The organism is Paracoccus sp. NBH48 (assembly GCF_015390265.1).
GTDB lineage: Bacteria > Pseudomonadota > Alphaproteobacteria > Rhodobacterales > Rhodobacteraceae > Paracoccus > Paracoccus marcusii.
On record NZ_VUOJ01000011.1, the window covers coordinates 56,773 to 77,318 of the forward strand.

Consider the following 20,546-nt stretch of genomic DNA (forward strand, 5'->3'; position numbering starts at 1 on the left):
GAGGGTAACTCTATGGCTACGTTTTTTTCAGGCGTCATTTTCGACATGGATGGGCTGCTTCTCGACACTGAACGGCTCCAGATGGAGCTAGGACCCGAGGTGCTTGCTGAGTTCGGCCATGACCTGCCTAGAGACTACTTCAATAATCTTGTTGGAGTGGCCAGACTGCAAGCGGCCCGGATGATCGAGGACCAAGTTGGGGTCCCAATTGATGCTGCCGCGCTCGACATCGCTTGGGATTTAGCCATGGACAAGAAAATGGCGGACAAAGTTCCTTTGCTTCCAGGTGTTCATGACTTTCTGGATGCTCTCGATAGACTGGAGATCCCTCGTGCCGTTGCGACAAATAGCACGACCGCACGGGCTGAATGGAAGCTGGATCATGCCGGTTTGCTCGGCCGACTCAACGCCGTTGTAGGCGTTGATCAGGTTGCTCATGGAAAGCCTGAGCCTGACGTCTATTTGGAAGCCGCAAAGCGCTTAAATCTTCATCCGTCGCAATGTGTAGCGCTTGATGACAGTGACCTTGGGGTTCAGTCGGCAATGGCGGCAGGCGTGATGATGGTCATTCAAATTCCTGATTTGGTCGCCAGCATTGATCGGAAAGCGCATCATGAAGTCGATGGGCTTTCCGCTGCGCAGACTATACTAAAGATCGGACAGTCCAGTTAGTTCTGTAATACCGTCAGATAGCGAATGACGGTTTTGGGCTCTTCGCGTCGGGTGCTTGGCAACCCTTCAAGGGCTGCTTTCGGCCAAGAAATTTGCAGCTCTGCTGGTGGTAGAGGAAGCTTTAATTGGCAAGGAAGGACGTTTTGGTGTGCAAACGCAAAATCAAGTCACTGATTTCATTGGTTCGGTGAGGACAAGTATCGTGGCAAACCACACCGGGCGGTGAGCTGCGCGCGATCCTGCCCGCGTCCGCCGAGGTCGGATCGACCGCCAAGCATGAGCGGTTCCGGGCATGGGCCGCACAGCATTCCCCGCGCGGCTATCGGTGCCACCAGTGGCGCGACCTGCCGCCCGAGAGCTTTGCCAGCGTGGGCGTCCGCATCAATACCGTGGTGCTGACCCTCCAGAAATTCTAGGCAAACCCTACTCCGTTCAGCATCAGAGTAGCTTAGGCCCCGCTTCGGCGGGGCCATTAAGATTTGTCAACCTAAAACGCCATTTAGACCTTTCTGCCTGTCCTTTTGGTCTTGTCACTATCCTTGTTCGTTGTTGCCTCTAAGAGTCGCGCCAGTGTTCAAGAGGGCTACATTTTATGTTGGGATCAATGAGACTAGAGCAGTCGTGCAAAGCAGAGATCAGCCGCGCCATGGCCGAGGAAATACTTTCTGTTTTTGAGAGATCAGGGCATAGCCTCGATGTTCTCGAAGTCGAATTGCGTGGGAATGCGCTGTATGTCCTAAACCCTGTAAGCGGCATCTATGAGCTAATTGGGTTAGCTAGAATGCCTCCGTCAATGTCGCATCTATAAATCAGGATTTTATTGGCCGCTTTATTATTTGGCCTCTGGGATTACGCTACCTAATACGGTAAAATAATGAAAGTGGATGGGGTGAACTATCCCGCCGCAATTCGTTACATGGGAGTCCGGTAATGGCACAAAATCATTCAAATCTGATGGCCGGGAATGAGGGCCAAGCGGAACCTAGCAACGCACCAGCCACTCATTCAAAGATTATTTTTGAAATGCTGACAACGCTCTATCCCGAGGTCAAAGGGCATGTCGGAGACCTTCTGGAATTTGCGCTGTGTGATCTGCGACACTTTGCAGACCACCATCAGCTTTCTTTCTCATCGTCCGATCAGGCAGCGCAGCAGACCTACCTTATGGAAAAGTGACCTTATCCATGCGCCCGCCTCAATGGCGATCATCGTCTGACACGCCCAGGATCGAGCTTTGATTGGCCGGTGCGGCAGGGTCCAAGAACCCTACCGCACCGGCCCGGCGCTTGCGCGCCGCAGCACGGCCTTGCGGCCGCGCGGACCTAGACGGTAGGATATTCGTTTGCTAATATCCGGGATATGCAACGAGGGATATTCGATGCCGCTCTACATCCGTGACGACAAGGTTGATGCTCTTGCTGAGCAGGTCATGCGCATCACAGGTGCCAAGACCAAGACAGACGCAGTGCGAGAGGCGCTACAAGCTGCGCTTGATGCGAAGCTGAACCAAACCTCAATCTTCGATAAGATCAAGCCTTTGCAATCTCGTGTCGCAGACCTTGGTGCAGTGAACCCAGACTTCGACATGAAGAAATTTAGTGATGAAATGTGGGGTGACACCTGATGTTTTTGGACGCGTCCGTGATCGTTGCCATCTTGGGCGACGAGCCAGATGCCACGGCCCATCTTCAGCACATTGAGGGTTTGCAGGGGCAGCTTTACTGCTCACCGCTGGCGCGGTTCGAAGCATCGCTTGCCATCGCTCGACGCCTTGAAGGGGACACGGGCCGAAATGCTGAAACGCACGAACGTGCCGAGCGGATCGTCAATGACTTCCTGGACGTCATAGGCGCGCGAGATATTCACATAACGGGAGGCATTGGACGCTTGGCACAAGAGGCCGCGCGAACCTACGGGAAGACCGTGAACCATCCGGCTCAGTTGAACTTTGGCGACTGCTTTGCGTACGCTTGCGCTAAAGCCTATCATGTCAAGTTGCTCTACAAGGGCAACGATTTTTCGCAAACGGATCTCAAGTGACAAATCTCTGATTTTGTGATAACCACTTCATCCTATTGCGCCAGGAGCTTTTGATTTGTGAAATGATTGCCGCAAAGGAGATGAAGAATGGGTTATTCTCAGAACGGTGCTGCGTTCTTTTACTGGGCGCACAAACGCCGCAAGACGGCTGCCGAAGCACACCGCGTTGCGAGCAAAGGCAGCTCACTTTCGGACGGCATGGTAGTTTTTCTATTCGCTGCATTATGCGGCTTGATTGGCGCTGCAGTACACGCTTTCAACTATGCAATGTCGCACGTTTCAGATTTTTTTAGCTTAATTGCACATGCGATTCCTTTCATCTAAAAAGATGCACCAAAATGATCGTTAGACAGAAGGCCGCCCTTTGAATGGGCGGCCTTGTTGCATTCAGGGTAGGAATATCAAGGCAACATATACAACTGAAAAAGCACCAACTGCTCCTAGGAACCGTATTATTGATCCAGTTGGTTTCCATGAACCAAATTTTTGGGGATTAACTTCCCCCAAAGCGGCAATATAGCTGCCCAAAAGACCGGCTGATACAGCAATATATGTAAAAATATCTTTCCATGATTCAATCTGAGCCTTGCTTCTATTTACAAAATCTTCCCCAAAGAATTGCAGCCAGGTAATACCTGCGAAGAAAAGTAATGCTATTATTAAGAGAGGCCAAAGATAATACCACTTAGTTTTTGGTTTTATATCAGGTGTGCCCTTTTTCGGTATAGGGGGTGCAATATTGGGCTTAGCCTGATTTTTAGGAAGATTTTCATCAATATCGTTAGTTACTGAAATAGGTGAGGCTAGATCATTGCCTATATTGACCGAATTAGGCTTAGGAAGGTGTTCAATGTCAGGCACAGTCACTGTGCCGTTGGTATTATTTGAATCGCCAATATCATTTTTATCATTCATTGAATTTATATCCCTTGTTTGGTCAGTGATGTTTATTTGAGCTTATGAAAGTGGCAATACTAATTGTGTTTAGATAGTGAAAAAAATAGGTAATGTGCTTTGGCGGCGTCCCTCGTGTTGTTCGGTCTAGGGCTGATCGCCCTGGACCGCCCGCCCCGAGGGACCGCGCTCTAGGTGTTTGATCCCACGGTTTGATGGTGCGATCCTTTCTCAGGAATGGAAGGAAGCATTATGGGCCAGGTTCGCCATGGAAGCGCCACGACCACGCACGCCGTCAGAGCTGCAATACAACGATCGCAAGCTTCGCTCGCGACGTTGAGCCGGGATCTGGGGATCAACCCGAAGACGGTGGCGAAATGGCGCAAGCGCCAGACGGTTGAGGATCTCAAGACCGGGCCAAGAGAACCGCGTTCGACGATCCTGACCGAGGCCGAAGAGGCGACCATCGTCGCTTTCCGGCGGCACACGCTGCTGCCGCTGGACGACTGCCTCTATGCCCTGCAGCCATCCATCCCGCACCTGACACGCTCGGCGCTGCATCGGTGCTTGCAGCGCCACGGTATCTCTCGACTGCCTGACGTGGGAGGCGACAAGCCGAAGCGGCAGAAGTTCAAACGCTACCCCATCGGCTTCTTCCATATCGATATTGCCGAAGTGCAGACTGCTGAGGGCAAACTGTTTCTGTTCGTCGGCATCGACCGCACGAGCAAGTTTGCCGTGACCCAGCTCGTCGTCAAGGCAGACAGGAAGACAGCCTGGGAATTTCTGCAGCACATGCTCGAGACGGTGCCCTATCAGGTCCACACCATTCTCACAGATAACGGCATTCAGTTCGCTGAGCAGCCCCGGAACCGGAACACCATCTCTTCCCGGCCCATGCGCTTCGACATGATCTGCGAGGCCAACGGTATCGAGCACCGCCTCACGAAGCCAAACCACCCTTGGACGAATGGACAGGTCGAACGGATGAACCGCACGATCAAGGACGCGACCGTCAAACGCTTCCATTACGATGATCACGACCAGCTCCGCACCCATCTCACCGACTTCATGGCCGCTTACAATTTTGCGCGCCGGCTCAAGACGCTCGCCGGCCTCACGCCTTACGAATACATCTGCAAGATCTGGACATCCGAGCCAGACAGATTCATCCTAAATCCGATCCACCAGATGCCGGGACTGAACACCTAGCATGGCTCGCCACGACGCTCACCGCTATCATCAAAGGCCACAAACAGAGCCAGATCCAAGGCCTGCTCCCCTGGAACTACGCCGCAACCGTGTGATCGGAACACCGCTTACTGATTGTGCGAGTCCTAACCTGAGAGGAAATCCTATGTTCCAGCAGACAACGGCGCAGTCTGGATCCTTGCTAGAGACCGCAGCGCTATTCTTCCAAGGGCATTGCCTTCGGAGCAAAGCCGGTGCGGGAAGACACTGCGCATCCTGCAGTCGCCGATACGGAGGGACCGATCCGGGACCATCGTCTCCACTTCATGGAGCAACGGGCGCAGATACTCTCTTGCAGCCTCGCCCTCATGCGAACCTCTCCAGACGAGACCGTCGCCTTGCCAGCTCTGCGAAAGCCGTGGCGTTATACCCCGCATCCAATCACCAGCCCCACGATCCTGACACAGGAGCCTCCTGTGAGCACGTGCTGGCGTTGAATTTTCTTCAGGTGCGGTCACATCATCATCCGTACGGCGATCTGCCAAAACATGTGACGAACTTGGCCAGATGCCGCGCGGCAAATGAGAATATGGCTATCCCTCTCAAGCCATCCGGCGGGGCGGGCCTTGTGGCCCACCGCACCACCTCGCTTGTAGGAGGCTATCCCTGATCGCCCGGTTTGGGTTCTGCCATCCGGCGATGCATCTGGGCCAGAATGGCGTCAGGGATGATGCCGGCGAAGACGGACTGCACCTTGTTCATGAAGCCTGACGCGACCTGACGGGTGCCTGCCTGCATGGCGTCATAGCCGGCTCGCGCAACCTCTGTCGGATCGTCCTTTGAGTTGCTTTGCCCGACAGGAGTGTCCAGCATGTTGGCGCGGCGGAAGAACTCTGTCTCCGTCGGGCCGGGCTCCAGGCATGTCACCGTCACCTTTGTGTCTTTCAACTCGTTCGCTAGAGCCTCCGAGAAGGAGTCGAGAAATGCCTTGGTGCCGTTGTAGACTGCCTGGAACGCCCCAGGGATGAAGCCGGCGATCGACCCTGTGATCAGGATGCGGCCGGCGTTCCGGTCGCGCATCTGTCTTCCAATCTTGTGGACCAGCGAGATGGTCCCCGTCACGTTCAGATCCACGACAGCCTTGGCCGCCGCGAAATCCTGATCCAGAAAGCCGTGACCAAGGCCGCGACCGGCGTTTGCCATCAGCACGTCGACCCGGCGGTCCTTGATGGCGTCCCAAAGGGACGACACCCCGTGCTCGGTGCCAAGATCGGCCCGGACCGCCTCGACGGTGGTGCCGAGCTGGCGCAGCCTGTGTGCCGCATCCTCAATCTCGGCCTCGTCGGCACAGATCACCAAGTTGTAGCCGTCCTGCGCGGCGATCTTCGCCAGTTCATAGCCAATCCCGGTCGACGCGCCCGTGATGACGGCCAATTCCCCTGCATGCGCAGCCATGTCAAACCTCCGTTTTCAGGACGACCTTTGTCCAGTCGTTCTGGTTTTCCTTGAAATTCTTGTATCCCACCGGCGCTTGCTCCAGGGGCAGGCGGTGCGAGATCATGAACGTGGTGTCCAGCGTGCCGTCTTCGATAAGGCTCAGAAGCTTCTTGGAGTAACGCTGCACATGGGTCTGGCCCGACTTGACCTGCAGCCCTTTTTCCATCAGCGCGCCAAGGGGGAACTTGTCGAGGAAGCCGCCATAAACGCCAGGCAGCGACAGTCGGCCACCCTTGCGGCAGGCGAAGATCGCTTCGCGCAGAGCGCCGCCGCGGTCCGCGCCAATGCCGATCTTCTGCTTGACGGTGTCGGCAATGTTGAACAGATGCGTCTGCGTGTCGAGCGCGAAGCCGTGGCTTTCCATCCCCACCGCGTCGATCACCGCATCAGGCCCGATGCCGCCCGTCATCTCGCGCAGCGCTTCCGAGATGTCGGTCTGCTTGTAATCAAGGATCTCCGCGCCGAGCCGTTTGGCCAGGGCCAGCCGGTTGGGGTAATGATCAATGGCGATGACCCGATGCGCGCCCATCTGCAGTGCCGACTGGATCGCGAAAAGCCCGACCGGGCCGCAGCCCCAGACGGCCACGGTGTCGCCCTGCTCGATGTCAGCGTTTTCAGCGGCCATCCAGCCTGTGGGCAGGATGTCGGACAGGAACAGGACCTTGTCGTCCTCCAGATGGTCAGGCACAACAATGGGCCCAACGTCTGAATAGGGCACGCGAACGTATTCTGCCTGTCCGCCCGAATACCCGCCCGTCAGGTGCGAATAGCCAAACAGCCCGCCCATGGCATGGCCATAAAGTTCTTCCGACATGTCCTGCTTTTCGACCGGGTTCGAGTTGTCGCAAGCCGAGAACTGCAGCTTGGAACAATGGAAGCAGGACCCGCAGGAGATGGTGAACGGCACCACCACGCGCTGGCCCTTCTTCAGCGTCGACTTTGCCCCGGTTTCGACGACCTCACCCATGAACTCGTGCCCAAGGATGTCACCCTGCAGGACTGCCGGGATTACCCCGTCATAAAGGTGAAGGTCCGAACCGCAGATTGCCGTCGATGTGACGCGGATGATGGCATCGGGCGGGTTGAGGATCTCGGGATCGGGCACGCTGTCCACGCGTACGTCGTGCTTGCCGTGATAGGTCAGTGCGCGCATCACGCCTCCTCCTTGTATCGGGCGGAGGTGGCAACCTCGCCGGCTTCCATGATCATCCTGAGGCGCTTGAGGCCGTGGCGCGCTTGCTGCTGCGGAGCACGGCGCACGAGGTTGGCAAACGCGCGGCCCGCCGCTCCCGCGGGGGGAACATATTCCATGTCGAAGTCGACATAGGTGCCGCGGCCGGCGGGAGCTTCGCGAAACTTGACCGCGCCCTGCATCTCGATCGGCGCGCCGGGGACGCAGGCCCAGGCAAGACGTTCGTTCTCGCGTTCCTCGCTCAGCCGCACCTCGATCTCGACCTCCCGGCCCAGAGCATTGGTCAATGTCCAGATGGAATGGCTGCCGTTGTCGCGGACCGACCGGACATTGTCCATGAACTGCGAATGGTTCGACAGGTTGCGCCAGTAGGCATAAACTTCCGCCGGTGAACGGTTGATCAGCATGGTCTTGCCGACCACGGCATGTTTCCCGTGCCAGTCCCCGTTGTTGTGAAAACGAGGGTCTGCATCATCAGCCGGACGGGAGGAGGTTTGTCTTTGCATCAAGGCCTTTCCGGCAAACGCCACCAGCGCCGCCGCACCGACCCCGATCGCAACCTCTGCAAGAGGCGATAGGGTCCTGCCGCGCTGGTGGATGCCGGACGCTCGTGGCACGGTGCCTGTCGGACCATGTGCAGCCTCTTCGCCGCGCCGGCTATCGTCCAGGCCGCGCCGCCGATCGGCGGCGGCATCCGGATTGGGATCGCTCTCCATGACATTCTCCTCGGCTATGTTGGTTTCGCGGCGTCGACAGTCTCGCCTCGCAGGCGAGCCGCATAAGTCTCCGCCTTCCACGTTCAAACCCAAACTCCGAGCGCGGCACTGGAATTTGCAGGCAATGCAGGCTTCGTTGTGACGCAACACAGCGTCCTCGTGAAGGTTCCAGAGCCGTCCATTGCGGGGAACTGCGCTGCTCCTTGTCGCGCGGACGCAGCGATCTGACTTTCATCGTGTTTAACCTGGATCAGTCAGATGGCAGGCCGAGCATGTTGAGTGCCTCGCTGTACTTCCTAGCCCGCTGCTGGTCGGCATCCGTCGAATCAACGAGGCGGGAGGCATCAAGGTTGTCCCGCAGATCGGCAATCTTGACGGCGCGCGCGATCGGATTGCGCGCCGCACGGTCAACCAGGTCCGCATAGGTTTCGCCCGCGCGTCGTGTCATGGCATCAACAGCCGCAACCAGATCCCCGCTCAGGCCTTCTTGGCGCAGCGCGTCCAAGGTCCATTCGCTGTCTTCGACCACGTCGTGAAGCACGGCCACGATCCGCTCTGCCTCGCTGGAGCAGGCGGCCATGACACGCAAAGAATGCAGAATATAGGGCTGACCCATCTTGTCCTTCTGTCCGCGATGCGCATCAGCGGCTATTTGAATTGCCCGCTCGATATCCATTTCGTCTTTCTCCCGTCAGGTCTTGCGGCTCTCGCTGTTCATAAGAAAGAAGCCCGGCCTTTAAGGGCAGGGCCAGTCACAACAGGGAGATCCGTCAACAGCCGCTCTTCATTTTTGTTCCAGTTCACTGGAAACGGAGCACGGCAGAGCGCGACAGAACTGCTCCCTCCTACCGACCCTCCATTAATGCGACCGCTATCGGGCAGCATCTGCGTGATAAAACGGACCTGCAGGTTGTGACGATTTCCGCAGTGAGACGAGGCGCCGCGACAGAACATGGACATGGACATGGACATGGACATGGTTGTGCCGAAAAATGAGCAAGAAGCAAAAACTGGCTGTCTTTATCCTGTCCTTCAGGCAGCCAGCAGACAGAACTGCTGAAATGGGCGGAGTTCCGGTCTAAAACTGGCCTTTTCGGATCATTTTCACCAGCTCAATAGCTGCGATAGCTGCGATAGCTGACGCGGCTGACGTGAAGCTCTTGAACCCGACCATCGGCCTCACCCGGCGCTTGATGAAGCGGTGGTCCTGCTCGACCAGGTTGTTGAAGTATTTGGTCCACACCATCTCGAACCGATGGTTCGATGCCTGCTTCGGCCAAACGCTCACTGTATCGAATAGATACATACTGCCTGCCGCGGTTGGAGTGGTGAATCGATCCGCTCTTCTGAACAGGCCGTCGATCATGCAGAGCTTGCTCGAGGGCATCGAGAACAAGGTTTGTCTTGGCAGACCGCGAGACCCGCCAGCCCATGATGCGATCAGCAAAGGTGTCGATGACGAAGGCAAGATAAACAAAGCCTGCCACGTGATCTTCGGAAGGCCAACGAGTTCTGCGCCGAGCAAAACTGAGGCAAGATCATCTCTCCTGCTAATTTATTTCCGCAGGAACGTTTTGGACATTGCCCGGTTGGAGCACCAACACGTGCCAACATCAGGAGATTGACCAATATGCGTACATTGACAACGGCTGGCTACATGCTTGGCGCAGTCGCGGCGTCCGCCTTGTTGCCGCTGCAGCTCTCCGCGCAGGAGGCGCCCGCCGATGAGACTGCCGAAATGGCGACACCGTCCGAGGACATGCAGGCCGTCCTGAACAAGCTGACAGAGCTGGGCGCGAAGCCGATCGGCACCCTTTCGGTCGAGGAAACACGGGCTCAACCGACGCCGGCTGACGCGGTGATGGCCGTTATGGAGGAGCGCGGGATCGCGCCCGATCCGGCGCTGGAAGCGATCACCACCGCCGATGTGACAGTTCCCGGCGCCGCGGGCGACGTGAATGCCCGGGTCTATACCCCCGAAGGTGAGGGGCCGTTTCCGGTCATCGTCTACTGGCATGGTGGAGGCTGGGTCATCGCGGACATCGACACGTATGATGCTTCGGCCCGTCAACTCTCTGCCGGTGCTAAGGCCCTTGTCGTCTCACTGCACTATCGTCAGGCCCCTGAAAATATGTTCCCCGCTGCGCATGAGGACGCCGTCGCGAGCTATGAGTGGATCATCGAGAATGCAGGACAGTGGAACGGTGATGTCAGTCGTCTGGCCGTGGCCGGCGAAAGTGCAGGGGGCAACCTAGCTGCCAATGTCGCCATTGCTGCGCGTGACAACGGCTGGACAGAGCCGGATCACCAGCTTCTCGTCTATCCGGTGGCGGGCGATGACATGACGACTGAAAGCTACAATGAGAACGCTGAAGCGCAGCCCTTGTCCAAGGCGGCGATGGAATGGTTCGTCGAGCAGGTGTTCACGGATCCCTCGGAGGCTGCCGATCCCCGGCTCGATCTGGTTGAGCGCGACGACCTCCAGGGGCTTCCGCCTGCCACGATCATCAACGCCCAGATCGACCCCCTGCGGACGGAAGGCGAAACCTACGCCTCAAATCTCGAGGAGGCTGGTGTCACTGTGTCGCAACAGACATTCGACGGTGTGACACACGAGTTCTTCGGCATGGGCGCCGTTGTGCCCACGGCAAAGGAGGCGATGGACCTTGCCACGTCTCAGCTCAGCGAGGCTTTTGAAGCAGCCGCTACCGAATAACAGCGTTCTGGCCGCGGCACGCCAGACGTGCCGCGGCTCCTGCCGTCATCGGCACGTTTTCAGCCATCCTGCAGCGTTCCGGCTGCAAGGTAAAACCTCCGCAAAATCAGTATCAAGCAGTGTGAGCAGACATGAACCCGCCAGTTCCCTTTTCGCCCACCATTGAAACTCAGGCTGAAGATGAGCCGGAGGTGATCCGAGAGCTGAATGAAACGCTTGCAGACATCATGGAAACCACGGCTGCGGATATGGATCATGCCGTTCGTGCGGTGCATGCCAAATCCCATGGTGTCATCGAAGCAGAGCTTGAGGTTCTGGGTGATCTAATGCCTGAACTGGCCCAAGGTATGTTCGCCCGCCCCGGCAAGCATCCTGCCTTGATCAGGATTTCGACCAATCCCGGCGACATCCTTGATGACAGCGTGTCCGTTCCCAGAGGCTTTGCACTCAAAATAATGGATGTGCAGGGTCCGCGCCTGGACGGGGCAGAGGGATCAACGCAGGATTTCATCATGGTCAACGCTCCGGCCTTCGCCGCTCCGGATGCGAAGGCTTTCCTTGGCAGTCTCAAGTTGCTTGCCAAGACTACCGATCGCGCACAATGGGCCAAAAAGGCGCTGTCGGCTGTGCTGCGCGGGACTGAGAAGCTGATCGAGAGCGTGGGGGGAGAGAGCGCGACGCTCAAGACCATGGGTGGAGCCCCCAATGTCCATCCTTTGGGAGAAACCTACTTTACACAAACGCCCTACCGGTACGGCGACTGGATTGCCAAGCTGTCACTTGCGCCGGTCTCAGATAGCCTCACCTGTCATTCAGGCGAAGCGCTCTCGACGTTCCGGCGGCCGGATGCGCTACGCGAGGAGGTGGATGCGGTCATGCAGGACAATTCCGTTGAATGGGAACTGCGTGTTCAATTGTGTCGCAATGCCCGGACCATGCCCGTAGAGGATGCGTCGGTCATTTGGGATGAGGCGGAAAGCCCATACATGGCTGTCGCACGCCTTCGCGCGAGCCCACAGAGCAGCGGGCTGAAATCCCGCATCGACAAGGTCAATGACGGCATGCGGTTCTCTCCCTGGACGGGGCTCGAAGCGCATCAGCCCCTAGGTTCCGTTAACCGGGTGCGCAAGCCAACCTATGAGAAGTCGGCTCAGTTCAGAGCGCGAGTAAACGGCTGCCCCATCCATGAGCCACGGGGATCATCCATTGAGAGATAGGGAACGGGTTTCCAAAGGTATGGGTCCAAGAGCCTTATAATTATCCCGCTGCTGTGGCTCAGATTGACCGGTTCAATGAACGGGCAGGACAACGATGCCGCCTTCTGTCAGCGCCAAGCGGCAGTTCTGAATGACAGGAGCCGCGAACCGCTCCATGAGGGCCTCGAGGAGGGCTCGACCTACCTTGCATGCTACGGCATGTATAAGATGTGAAGACGGAGCGCGGGCACATAGGTGTCACATTCTCGACTATTAAGTGGCGCAATCGTTCATTTCTCTCAACAAACTGTCCGCGGTCTGATGATGTTACAGTGGTGGACCTGACTGAAATCACGGCATAAGCTGCTTTCCGGCGCTCTTTGGGAAGCGCCAGCTACTCATATCAGTTTTGGGTGCCCATTGTCAGCGCTGCTTCGAAACAACGTGAAGATACGCGGCTCGGGGGCGTCGGTGATGATGTTCGCTCACGGGTTCGGGTGCGACCAAGCCATGTGGCGTTTCGTGGCGCCCCGCTTCGAGAACGCCTTCAAGGTCGTGACCTGCGATCATGTCGGCTCCGGAGGATCGGACGTCCGCGCCTATGACCCGCAGAAATATGCGTCGATCGATGGGTATGCCGACGATCTTGTCGAGATCGGTTCGGAGTTGGGCATCCACGACGGCATCCTCGTTGGCCATTCCGTCAGCGCGATGATATGCGCGCTGGCCTCCATCCGCGCCCCAGAGATGTTCAGGACGCTCGTGATGGTCTGCCCCTCGCCCCGATACATTGACGACGAAAACTATGTCGGCGGGTTCAGCGCCGAGGATGTGGATGACCTTCTGGCGTCACTGGCAGAGAACCCCATGGCCTGGTCAGCCTCCGTGGCTCCGGCGATCATGGGCAATGCCAGCCGGCCCGAACTTGGTGAGGAGTTGACGGAGAGCTTTTGTCGTCTTGATCCGCAGATAGCCAATGACTTTGCGCGGGCCACCTTTACAAGCGACAACCGCGCGGATCTGCTCAAGGTCACGGCCCGTACCCTGATCCTGCAATGCCGTGACGACATCATCGCGCCGGAATGTGTAGGGCAGTATGTGCGCGATCACGTGGCGGACAGCGAGCTTGTCCTGCTAAGTGCCACCGGCCACTGCCCAAACCTCAGCGCGCCTGACGAGGTTGTCGCTGCGATCCGAGAGTTTGCGTGAATGCCCGTAGCACAGTCGCACCCGTCGCACGACCTTCTTGATGATGCCCCCTGCGGATACCTTGTTTTGAATGAGGCCGGACGCATTGCTGCAGTGAATGGCACGCTCGCCGGATGGCTCGGTTCATCTGCTCGGGAACTCGAGGGAAAACCCGCACACGCGATTTTCAGCCGGACGGCACATATCCTATTCGAAACCAGTCTTTTGCCGCTGTTGCAGCTGCGCGGCCGGGTGGAAGAAGTCAGTCTCGACCTGGTGGCAAAGGACGGCTCGAAGATCCCGGTCCTCTTTAGTGCCGATAGCAAGGCCGATCCTTCCGGAAGCCGCCTGACACGCATCGCATTCCTGCGCGCGTCGGCCAGGCGCGATTTCGAGCGTGCACTCATCACCGCCCGTACTGCGGCTGAAACCAGCCTGACGCTGGAACAGGTTCAAGGCGAACTTCGCGAGCAGTTCGTAGCAGTGCTGGGGCACGACCTGCGCAATCCCGTCGCCTCGATTTCGGCCGCGACACGGATGCTGTCACATGAGCCGCTGAGTGAGCAGGGGACAGAGATCATCCATCTGATGCAGGGCACTGTGCAGCGGATGTCGCGTCTGATCGATAACGTTCTCGATTTCGCTCGCAACCGGTTGGGTGGTGGTATCGACCTCAGCACCACGGGTGACGAACCGCTGGAACCGTTGATCCGTCAAGCCATCGACGAGTTGCGCGCCGTTCAGCCAGATCGCCAGGTGCACACTGAGCTTTCGGTCCAGCACCCTGTGCAGTGCGATGCCGGGCGCATCGGGCAGATGGTTTCAAACCTTCTGGGCAATGCTTTGACCCACGGTGATCCCACTCGGCCGGTGCGCATCCACGCATCGACGTCCGAGGATGGCAAGTTCGAGCTGTGGGTCAGCAATCACGGCACACCGATACCTGCCGCGTCGATGGCAAGGCTGTTCGAGCCTTTCGTGCGTGGTGGTCATGAGGGCAATACCCAGGGCCTCGGCCTTGGTCTGCACATTGCCTCAGAAATCGCCAAGGCCCATGGAGGTGTCTTTGATGTCACTTCCGACGAAGAGGAAACGCGCTTCACGTTCCGGATGAACCATGGCCAAAGGACGGCTTAGGCCGCAGGACTGTCGGTGCTTGGCCCCGCCACCAAGGCTCCGTTTCGACAGAGCGGCTTCCGTCAGACCGGGCACTCAATCTTCCCGCTCGCTATCTGGGCAGGTAACACGTAGATCTCTCCAATGCAGACGCATTTTCCCTGGACGGTAGCGATCGGAGCCTCGGGTGGAGACGGCCTTCAGGACCTGCGCGATCTCTTGCACGAGTGGTCCGATCTTGATGCCGTGGTGATGATCGTCCTCCACCGGACGTGGACCGCAATGAGCCAGCTTCGCCAGGTTCTGCAGAGATGCACCTGCATGCCGGTCGTCATCGCCGAGGAGGATGAGCGGCTGCGGCCTGGTCATGTCTACATTGGTGAACCGGCAAGCCACCTGACCCTGATCTCCCGCACTGTCGGCACGGTAGTGTCCGATCCCTTTCGCATGCACGGGAACCGGACTGTCGATCTGCTCTTCAACTCTCTCGCAGAGAATGGAGGCATGCGCATCATCGGCGTTGTTCTGGCAGGCTCGCTCGATGACGGATCGCGCGGCCTTGCAGCGATCAACAAGGCGGGCGGCCTGACAATGGTTGTGACGCCGAGCAAGCCCTTCGTCGATATGCCGGGTAACGCCATCACTTATGATGGCCAATCGACGTCATAGGATCTGTCCAGATGATCGCGCGAGCGGTTGAAAACATCATATCTGCCGGACAGGACGTGGTTGCCTGAAGGAAGTCCAGGCGCTTGAGCAGGGCAAGGCGCCACCGGGTTCATCATCGTGCGTCAGCGTTCTGGCATATGGCCTGAGGGCAGATTGAGGGCGGCGGACCGGAGGACTTCCGCATACTGCCGGAGTTCAGCCACCTTCTTGGAGAAGGAGCCCGACAGATGTGAGCGTCCGGCCTTCAACGCGTCTGCGTCCATGCGTTCAAGAAGCGTCGCTCGCTCTTCAACAATTCGCAAAGCGACCCGCACGGCCTCGTCCAACGACCCTTCCTGCTGCGCAGCGAGTGACTGCGCGCTGAAGGCATGGCCGACCTGACACCTGAAGCGCAAGGGCCCACGTTTCAGTTCGGACAGGACGCCGCCGCAGGATGGGCAGGAAAGCGGAACCGGAACTGCGATTTCCGCGATCGTGGCTGTGAGACAGGGGCGACCAAGAGCGATGTCGACCTCCAACTCAAGGTCGGGCGCTATTGGTTTGGATTGACCCGCGGGTGTAGCCAGAATGGTCACAACGAGACCGGCAAGGTCCGATGCGCAGGTGCGGTAATCGACATCGCACGCGGCAAGGGCACCCATGGGCATGTCCCGGGCCGTCGCTTCCATCGGGTTCTGAACAATGGCAAGCCCTCCGCGATCTTTGACGGCTGCCAAACCAGCCGCACCATCGTTCAAATGCCCCGAAACGACCAGGCAGATGGCCCCGGACCCATACATGAGGGCGACGGATCGGAAGAGCGGGTCAAGCGCAGGCCGACTGAGGTTTTCGCGGGGACCGCGGCCGAGCCTGACGTAACCGTCGATGACAAGAAGATGCTTGTCTGCGGGCGCGACGTAGACACGGCCGGGCAGGACGGGTTCGCCGTCCTCCGCCGTGGTGACAGGCAATGACGTACTCTTGGAGAAGATCTCAGCCAGCAAGTCACGACCTTCAGCACCAACATGCACCACGACAAAGACTGGAATGTCGAGATCGACCGACAGCCCGCCCAGGAGCTGCTCGATCACGGGTATCGAGCCGGTAGAGCCGCCGATCGCCAGTGCGCGCTGAGACATGCTTTTCTCGTCTTTCTTGCCTGATGGCCACCTGGTGCACCTGCAGATCAGAACCTGCGGGAGACCGCCCAGTTCCTTGCTTCCGGCACTGCATGGTCGTGGCCAACCCAAGGCGTGGCCGGTTTTTACGCCGCCGTTGACACTTCTGTCCGCATCTTGGACAGGAACGGACGCCCAGTCCTCTGACGAAGTACGGCAACGCAGCATTGCCCGCATAATCTCGCTGGAAAGGTCCCAGTTGAGAGTAGTTCTGTTACCCTCAAATGCAAACGGGCGCTGCGATCGCAGCCGCCACGCCGACAGTTCACAGTTGCTGTGCAGTTCGGCGGAAGATGACTTCGCTGACGTCGACATCCTTGGGCCGGTTGATCGCGAAGGCAGCTATGCTTGCAAAGCTGTCGGCGGGGATGCCGACCTGGCCGCCAAACAATGGCAGACGGTCTATGTTGATCCAAGCGCGCGCCGGGCAGCAGCCAGAAGCCGCCTCTCCTCGAACGGCTTTCGAACATTCTCCACATTCGCCAGGACAGTGACGGTCTGTAGTTGCGCAGCCTCGTAGGACGAGGAGAGGAAGAAAGGGATCTGAAGGCTTCGGAGACGTTCCGCGACTGGAGCAACCGATTGGCCCCGAAGGTTCACGTCGAGAACCGCCAGGTCCGGCCGCGCATTGTTCAGGAGTCGCAGGGCCATGTCGACCGAGGTGGCAGGCCCAAGCACATCATAGCCATCATCCTGAAAGATAATCCGAAGGTCGATGGCAATGATAGGCTCATCTTCGACAATAAGGATGCACGGGCAATGAGCGGCATCAACAGGTGTAGCATTGTGGGGCAAACGAGCATCCTTCGGTTGCGGCAGAGAAAACATGTGAAGGCTCTTCCTCATGGAACCTTTTTGGTTCAACAGCCGAACCGAAGATGTAGGAGAATGTTCCGGTATACTTCAAGCGGCTCTGTCGGAGAAGATCGGGAGGTCTCTACAGGGTTCCGGTCATCTCATAGCGTACCCCGCTCGGGGCATAGTCCAACTGGGCCTTACCGTCAAAATAGAAGGGCACAACACGCTCGGTCAGGCGTGTACCGAACCCCGTCCGTGTGGGTGTGTCAACTGCGGGTCCTCCAACTTCCTGCCACAGGAACATGAGCACCTGATCCACCGATACCGTCCATGAAATGTGGATCCGGCCCTGCGCGCTCGACAGGGCGCCGTACTTTGTCGCATTCGTCGACAACTCGTGGAGGGCAAGCGCCAGACCCATGCTCTGCTGCGCGGTCAGCGCGGCCGTGTCCCCGCTTATCAGAAAACGATGCTCGCCATCGGCATGCGGCGCAATTGCGGCCTGCACCACCTCGTGGATGTCAGCGGTCTCCCACCTGTGCTCCGTCAGGATGTCCTGCGCGCGCCCAAGGGCATGGATCCGGTCGGACACCAAGCGCGCGGCATCCTCCAGCGAAGTGGCGTTGCGCAGGCTCTGGGTCACCACCGCCTGGACCATGGTCAGGGTGTTCTTCATGCGATGGATCATTTCGCGCTGCACAACCCTTTGCTGGCGCTCCCAGTCCCGCCTTTCCTCAAGCAGGCGTTCAGTCTGGGCAAGCTTCCGTGCGCCTTCCAGATGCTGGCCTATCAGGTCTGCAAATAGCGTGAACGTTGCGATTGTCTGCGGGGATCTCAGGGAGCGAGGGTGGGGATCAATGGCGCAGAGAGTGCCGAAGAACTCGCCATCTGACAAATGAATTGGAAATGACGCATAGCTCTGAAATCCATACATCAGTGGCGTCTGGTGGGTGCTGTAAAGTTCATCCGTGGACACATTCTCGATGACCACCGGGGCAGGGAGCTGCCGGATCTCGTGACAGATCGTTGTCTCCACCGGCAATTCGTCACCCGCGTCGAGCCCGAAATCGATCTGGTCCTTGACGGCGCAGGCAATCCAGCGGCCTTCGGTGACGCGTGCCACCGCTGCAAACCCCATGCCCGTCATCTGGCACACCACGTCGAGGATCGAGGACACCGCTGAGATGGAGGCGATGATATCCACATCGGCTTGAAGCTTGTCTTGCATCCCACGCCTCTCCATCCTCAGGCACCGCCATTATCCTAACGTCCAATTTGCGAGGATGCCCGGAAACAACGATAGTCCGTAATCTCCTCAGGGCCGTGCCGGACCTGCTGTCATCACCTGCTACACCAAGCAGTCTTGTTCAGCCGCCCCTTTCGTCTGCTATCGTACTTTACAAGCGGAAGCCAAGGAGAGGTTGTGCACCCGTCAGCTGAGCAGCACGTCTTGGACGCCCCGGGACGCGCCTATGCTGCGACGGCATCCTGGTTTGAACTACAGCGCCCCTGGTTCATTTTTAACCAGGCAGGCTCCCAATGGAGAGTATGATAATAGCCCTCGGACCAAGCCAAATCCCGCCGGCTCCACTGCGTATGGGAACATCCCCAAGCCCGAAACCGTTTTTGATCCTGAAACGAAAGGATCATCACGATGACCTATGAAAGCACTACTGATACTGCAGGCGAGATGTCCGTCTCTGCACTCTTTGACACCCAGGACGATGCACAGCGTGCCGTGGATCGGCTTCTCGTGGCTCGCGTGGACATGAGCCAGATCCGCCTGGATTCCGGCAGGACCGACACCGCGACTGAGCAAGCTGATCAAGGCAAAGGCCTCTGGGACAGTCTGGGCGATCTGTTGATGCCTGACGAGGATCGGTACAGCTATGCTGAAGGCCTGGCCCGAGGCGGTCATCTCCTGACGGTGTCTGGTCTCGCCAGCGATAAATATGACGCGGTTCTGGACATTCTGGATGACGAAGGCACCGTGAACCTCGATGAGCGTGAGGCCAGTTGGCGCAACGAGGGGTGGGCGGCTACGAGGTCAGCCCCCATGCGATGGAACGGCAGTCTGCCACCGGCTATTCGGAGGCATCCTCAGACGAGTCGATCCCGCTCGTTCAGGAGACCCTGCGTGTCGGCAAGCGTGACACCAGTCACGGCCGTGTCCGCATTCGCGCCTATATGGTAGAAACGCCGGTCAGCGAGACGGTTGAACTGCGCGATGAGCACGTCGAGCTGGTTCAAACCCCTGTGGATCGTCCTGCCATCGTTGACGAGGACTACCGCGAGCGGACGTTTGAGGCGGAAGAACATCGGGAGGAGGCCGTCGTCTCCAAGGAAGCCCGCGTCGTTGAGGAAATCGGGCTGCGCAAGACCAGCGATACGCGGCAGGAAACAGTATCCGACACGGTTCGACATACCGAGGTCGAGGTGGACGATGAACGCTCTACCTTGGGCCACGACGATCGGGGCCGCACCCGCGAGTGATACCCCTTCAATCTGGCAGCGGTGGCTCGCTCCGTCTTCAGAATAATGAACAAAAGGGCCGCCTTCGTGCGGCCCTTTTTGCATGAGTGTGCACTGCTCACTTTTCAGGAGGCCGGAAACAGCTTCTGGGCCATATGCATCATGTTGATAGGCTTGCTGAGAAGCGGCACACGCGCATATTCGTCAGGTATGCTGGCCTTGCTCTCACTGCTTGCGAAGATGATGGGGATCCCTGCCGCAAGCAGCTCGCTGGCCAATGGATAGATCATGTTCTTGCCGATCCGGATATTGAGGATGCCCCCATCTGGCTGAGGCTGCGCACTGAGAAGCGCGTATCCATCATCCAGTGTTGCCGCCGGACCAATGACCACGCCGCCACAGGCTTCGATCTGCGCGCAGATGTCGAGGCTCAGGATGATTTCATCCTCCACGACGAGGATATGCCTTCCAGCAAGATCAGGCTTGTCCATAATCACCCTCTTGAACCCCACAGTGAATAACAGCCCCCCATGAGGCATTGTTCCTGCGGGACCAGCATCATTCGATCGACGCAGCAAGTTCAGATGACGGTGACGATGCGACATGCCAGCGGCGGGCTGCGGCGGACGAAGAGGCGACCCGAGCACGGGCCGCCTCTCTGCCGAGTGGCAAGTTCTGCTATCGGTTTACCTGTTTAGCGGACCTAGGTCATGCCAGTCGCAGGTCGATCGCGCTGATCTTCCCGCCGCGGCCGGTTTCCAACTCGTATGAGACAGCTGCGCCATCCTTCAGTGTCTGCATACCGGCATGTTCAACGGCCGAAATATGGACAAAAACATCGGTCCCGCCGTTGTCAGGCTGGATGAAGCCGAAGCCTTTGTCCGCGTTGAACCACTTTACCGTTCCCTTGGGCATCTTGATCTCCATGTTGAGCCTTGGCCTCATGACAATTATCCATGATGCGCGATCCGACAAGCTAAAGAGGAAAACCGGATGCAGCCTTGATCCGCAGAGCGCCGTTATTTATCGCGC

General features: G+C 58.1%; 22 protein-coding genes and 2 pseudogenes. 12 read left to right on the top strand and 12 right to left on the bottom strand.

Annotated elements, in window-relative coordinates; all coding sequences use genetic code 11:
- The first annotated feature begins 12 nt into the window (after positions 1–12).
- The 5 genes from F1642_RS14125 to F1642_RS14145 all read left to right on the top strand — a co-directional run bounded on the left by F1642_RS14125 (position 13) and on the right by F1642_RS14145 (position 3,036).
- Positions 13–672, top strand: coding sequence for an HAD family phosphatase (locus F1642_RS14125; RefSeq protein WP_194886514.1), 660 nt, complete (start codon positions 13–15; stop codon positions 670–672).
- Between the two features lie 930 nt (positions 673–1,602).
- Positions 1,603–1,848, top strand: coding sequence for a hypothetical protein (locus F1642_RS14130; protein ID WP_194886515.1), 246 nt, complete (start codon positions 1,603–1,605; stop codon positions 1,846–1,848).
- Between the two features lie 202 nt (positions 1,849–2,050).
- Positions 2,051–2,296, top strand: coding sequence for a type II toxin-antitoxin system VapB family antitoxin (locus tag F1642_RS14135; RefSeq protein ID WP_131573794.1), 246 nt, complete (start codon positions 2,051–2,053; stop codon positions 2,294–2,296).
- Positions 2,296–2,712: a type II toxin-antitoxin system VapC family toxin gene (locus tag F1642_RS14140; protein WP_131573793.1), complete on the top strand. Its 417-nt coding sequence runs from the start codon at positions 2,296–2,298 to the stop codon at positions 2,710–2,712. The genes F1642_RS14135 and F1642_RS14140 overlap by 1 nt, the downstream gene beginning before the upstream one ends.
- Positions 2,713–2,799: 87 nt before the next feature.
- Complete coding sequence (locus F1642_RS14145) at positions 2,800–3,036, top strand: hypothetical protein (protein WP_194886516.1); 237 nt, start codon at positions 2,800–2,802, stop codon at positions 3,034–3,036.
- 63 nt (positions 3,037–3,099) lie between these two features.
- Here the strand turns inward: F1642_RS14145 and F1642_RS14150 are convergent, their stop codons facing one another.
- Positions 3,100–3,627: a hypothetical protein gene (locus F1642_RS14150; RefSeq protein WP_194886517.1), complete on the bottom strand. Its 528-nt coding sequence runs from the start codon at positions 3,625–3,627 to the stop codon at positions 3,100–3,102.
- A 231-nt stretch (positions 3,628–3,858) separates the two neighbouring features.
- Here F1642_RS14150 and F1642_RS14155 point away from each other — a divergent pair, with 231 nt between their 5' ends.
- On the top strand, positions 3,859–4,818 hold the full coding sequence (locus F1642_RS14155) for an IS481 family transposase (protein ID WP_194886518.1): 960 nt from the start codon (positions 3,859–3,861) through the stop codon (positions 4,816–4,818).
- A gap of 639 nt (positions 4,819–5,457) precedes the next feature.
- Here F1642_RS14155 and F1642_RS14160 read toward each other — a convergent pair.
- The 6 genes and pseudogenes from F1642_RS14160 to F1642_RS14185 all read right to left on the bottom strand — a co-directional run.
- Complete coding sequence (locus tag F1642_RS14160; RefSeq protein WP_194886519.1) at positions 5,458–6,252, bottom strand: SDR family oxidoreductase; 795 nt, start codon at positions 6,250–6,252, stop codon at positions 5,458–5,460.
- A gap of 1 nt (position 6,253) precedes the next feature.
- Positions 6,254–7,447 (bottom strand): zinc-dependent alcohol dehydrogenase, encoded by a 1,194-nt coding sequence (locus tag F1642_RS14165; protein ID WP_194886520.1) that lies wholly within the window; start codon positions 7,445–7,447, stop codon positions 6,254–6,256.
- Positions 7,447–8,202: an SRPBCC family protein gene (locus F1642_RS14170; protein ID WP_194886521.1), complete on the bottom strand. Its 756-nt coding sequence runs from the start codon at positions 8,200–8,202 to the stop codon at positions 7,447–7,449. The genes F1642_RS14165 and F1642_RS14170 overlap by 1 nt, the downstream gene beginning before the upstream one ends.
- Before the next feature lie 250 nt (positions 8,203–8,452).
- On the bottom strand, positions 8,453–8,878 hold the full coding sequence (locus tag F1642_RS14175) for an HD domain-containing protein (RefSeq protein WP_194886522.1): 426 nt from the start codon (positions 8,876–8,878) through the stop codon (positions 8,453–8,455).
- Between the two features lie 356 nt (positions 8,879–9,234).
- Positions 9,235–9,439, bottom strand: a pseudogene (locus F1642_RS14180) (DDE-type integrase/transposase/recombinase); the annotation flags it as partial.
- A 13-nt stretch (positions 9,440–9,452) separates the two neighbouring features.
- Positions 9,453–9,683: pseudogene (locus F1642_RS14185) on the bottom strand (DDE-type integrase/transposase/recombinase); the annotation flags it as partial.
- Between the two features lie 176 nt (positions 9,684–9,859).
- Here F1642_RS14185 and F1642_RS14190 point away from each other — a divergent pair.
- The 5 genes from F1642_RS14190 (at position 9,860) to F1642_RS14210 (ending at position 15,087) form a co-directional block, all read left to right on the top strand.
- Positions 9,860–10,918 (top strand): alpha/beta hydrolase, encoded by a 1,059-nt coding sequence (locus F1642_RS14190; protein WP_245008544.1) that lies wholly within the window; start codon positions 9,860–9,862, stop codon positions 10,916–10,918.
- A 131-nt stretch (positions 10,919–11,049) separates the two neighbouring features.
- Positions 11,050–12,135, top strand: coding sequence for a catalase family protein (locus F1642_RS14195; protein WP_194886524.1), 1,086 nt, complete (start codon positions 11,050–11,052; stop codon positions 12,133–12,135).
- A 456-nt stretch (positions 12,136–12,591) separates the two neighbouring features.
- Positions 12,592–13,323 (top strand): alpha/beta fold hydrolase, encoded by a 732-nt coding sequence (locus tag F1642_RS14200; RefSeq protein ID WP_255522476.1) that lies wholly within the window; start codon positions 12,592–12,594, stop codon positions 13,321–13,323.
- Positions 13,324–14,439 (top strand): PAS domain-containing sensor histidine kinase, encoded by a 1,116-nt coding sequence (locus F1642_RS14205; RefSeq protein ID WP_194886526.1) that lies wholly within the window; start codon positions 13,324–13,326, stop codon positions 14,437–14,439.
- Positions 14,440–14,562: 123 nt separating this feature from the next.
- Positions 14,563–15,087 (top strand): chemotaxis protein CheB, encoded by a 525-nt coding sequence (locus tag F1642_RS14210; RefSeq protein ID WP_206692785.1) that lies wholly within the window; start codon positions 14,563–14,565, stop codon positions 15,085–15,087.
- A gap of 122 nt (positions 15,088–15,209) precedes the next feature.
- Here the strand turns inward: F1642_RS14210 and F1642_RS14215 are convergent, their stop codons facing one another.
- The 3 genes from F1642_RS14215 to F1642_RS15070 form a co-directional block, all read right to left on the bottom strand.
- A complete protein-coding gene (locus F1642_RS14215; protein ID WP_194886527.1) occupies positions 15,210–16,205 on the bottom strand; it encodes a chemotaxis protein CheB in 996 nt (331 codons plus the stop codon).
- A 441-nt stretch (positions 16,206–16,646) separates the two neighbouring features.
- The gene (locus F1642_RS14220) at positions 16,647–17,072 is read right to left on the bottom strand and encodes a response regulator (protein ID WP_194886528.1); all 426 of its coding nucleotides are present in this window, start codon (positions 17,070–17,072) and stop codon (positions 16,647–16,649) included.
- 109 nt (positions 17,073–17,181) lie between these two features.
- Positions 17,182–18,270: an HWE histidine kinase domain-containing protein gene (locus F1642_RS15070; protein WP_206692786.1), complete on the bottom strand. Its 1,089-nt coding sequence runs from the start codon at positions 18,268–18,270 to the stop codon at positions 17,182–17,184.
- Between the two features lie 803 nt (positions 18,271–19,073).
- Here F1642_RS15070 and F1642_RS15075 point away from each other — a divergent pair.
- Positions 19,074–19,535, top strand: a complete 462-nt coding sequence (locus F1642_RS15075; RefSeq protein WP_206692787.1) for a YsnF/AvaK domain-containing protein — start codon at positions 19,074–19,076, stop codon at positions 19,533–19,535.
- Between the two features lie 104 nt (positions 19,536–19,639).
- Here F1642_RS15075 and F1642_RS14240 read toward each other — a convergent pair whose 3' ends face one another.
- On the bottom strand, positions 19,640–20,005 hold the full coding sequence (locus F1642_RS14240) for a response regulator (protein WP_194886529.1): 366 nt from the start codon (positions 20,003–20,005) through the stop codon (positions 19,640–19,642).
- 217 nt (positions 20,006–20,222) lie between these two features.
- Positions 20,223–20,429 carry a cold-shock protein gene (locus tag F1642_RS14245; RefSeq protein WP_194886603.1) on the bottom strand — a complete coding sequence of 69 codons (207 nt, stop codon included), beginning with the start codon at positions 20,427–20,429 and terminating at the stop codon, positions 20,223–20,225.
- Between the last annotated feature and the right edge of the window lie 117 nt (positions 20,430–20,546).

Bases quoted from the DNA above. Each gene is read 5' to 3' on its own strand.
- F1642_RS14215 (WP_194886527.1), bottom strand. From the start codon at position 16,205: ATGTCTCAGCGCGCACTGGCGATCGGCGGCTCTACCGGCTCGATACCC.
- F1642_RS14200 (WP_255522476.1), top strand. From the start codon at position 12,592: ATGTTCGCTCACGGGTTCGGGTGCGACCAAGCCATGTGGCGTTTCGTG.
- F1642_RS14140 (WP_131573793.1), top strand. From the start codon at position 2,296: ATGTTTTTGGACGCGTCCGTGATCGTTGCCATCTTGGGCGACGAGCCA.
- F1642_RS14130 (WP_194886515.1), top strand. From the start codon at position 1,603: ATGGCACAAAATCATTCAAATCTGATGGCCGGGAATGAGGGCCAAGCG.
- F1642_RS14240 (WP_194886529.1), bottom strand. From the start codon at position 20,005: ATGGACAAGCCTGATCTTGCTGGAAGGCATATCCTCGTCGTGGAGGAT.
- F1642_RS15070 (WP_206692786.1), bottom strand. From the start codon at position 18,270: ATGCAAGACAAGCTTCAAGCCGATGTGGATATCATCGCCTCCATCTCA.
- F1642_RS14150 (WP_194886517.1), bottom strand. From the start codon at position 3,627: ATGAATGATAAAAATGATATTGGCGATTCAAATAATACCAACGGCACA.
- F1642_RS14160 (WP_194886519.1), bottom strand. From the start codon at position 6,252: ATGGCTGCGCATGCAGGGGAATTGGCCGTCATCACGGGCGCGTCGACC.
- F1642_RS14210 (WP_206692785.1), top strand. From the start codon at position 14,563: ATGCAGACGCATTTTCCCTGGACGGTAGCGATCGGAGCCTCGGGTGGA.
- F1642_RS14245 (WP_194886603.1), bottom strand. From the start codon at position 20,429: ATGCCCAAGGGAACGGTAAAGTGGTTCAACGCGGACAAAGGCTTCGGC.
- F1642_RS14135 (WP_131573794.1), top strand. From the start codon at position 2,051: ATGCCGCTCTACATCCGTGACGACAAGGTTGATGCTCTTGCTGAGCAG.
- F1642_RS14220 (WP_194886528.1), bottom strand. From the start codon at position 17,072: ATGTTTTCTCTGCCGCAACCGAAGGATGCTCGTTTGCCCCACAATGCT.
- F1642_RS14205 (WP_194886526.1), top strand. From the start codon at position 13,324: ATGCCCGTAGCACAGTCGCACCCGTCGCACGACCTTCTTGATGATGCC.
- F1642_RS14155 (WP_194886518.1), top strand. From the start codon at position 3,859: ATGGGCCAGGTTCGCCATGGAAGCGCCACGACCACGCACGCCGTCAGA.
- F1642_RS14190 (WP_245008544.1), top strand. From the start codon at position 9,860: ATGCTTGGCGCAGTCGCGGCGTCCGCCTTGTTGCCGCTGCAGCTCTCC.
- F1642_RS14170 (WP_194886521.1), bottom strand. From the start codon at position 8,202: ATGGAGAGCGATCCCAATCCGGATGCCGCCGCCGATCGGCGGCGCGGC.
- F1642_RS14125 (WP_194886514.1), top strand. From the start codon at position 13: ATGGCTACGTTTTTTTCAGGCGTCATTTTCGACATGGATGGGCTGCTT.
- F1642_RS14145 (WP_194886516.1), top strand. From the start codon at position 2,800: ATGGGTTATTCTCAGAACGGTGCTGCGTTCTTTTACTGGGCGCACAAA.
- F1642_RS14165 (WP_194886520.1), bottom strand. From the start codon at position 7,447: ATGCGCGCACTGACCTATCACGGCAAGCACGACGTACGCGTGGACAGC.
- F1642_RS14195 (WP_194886524.1), top strand. From the start codon at position 11,050: ATGAACCCGCCAGTTCCCTTTTCGCCCACCATTGAAACTCAGGCTGAA.
- F1642_RS14175 (WP_194886522.1), bottom strand. From the start codon at position 8,878: ATGGATATCGAGCGGGCAATTCAAATAGCCGCTGATGCGCATCGCGGA.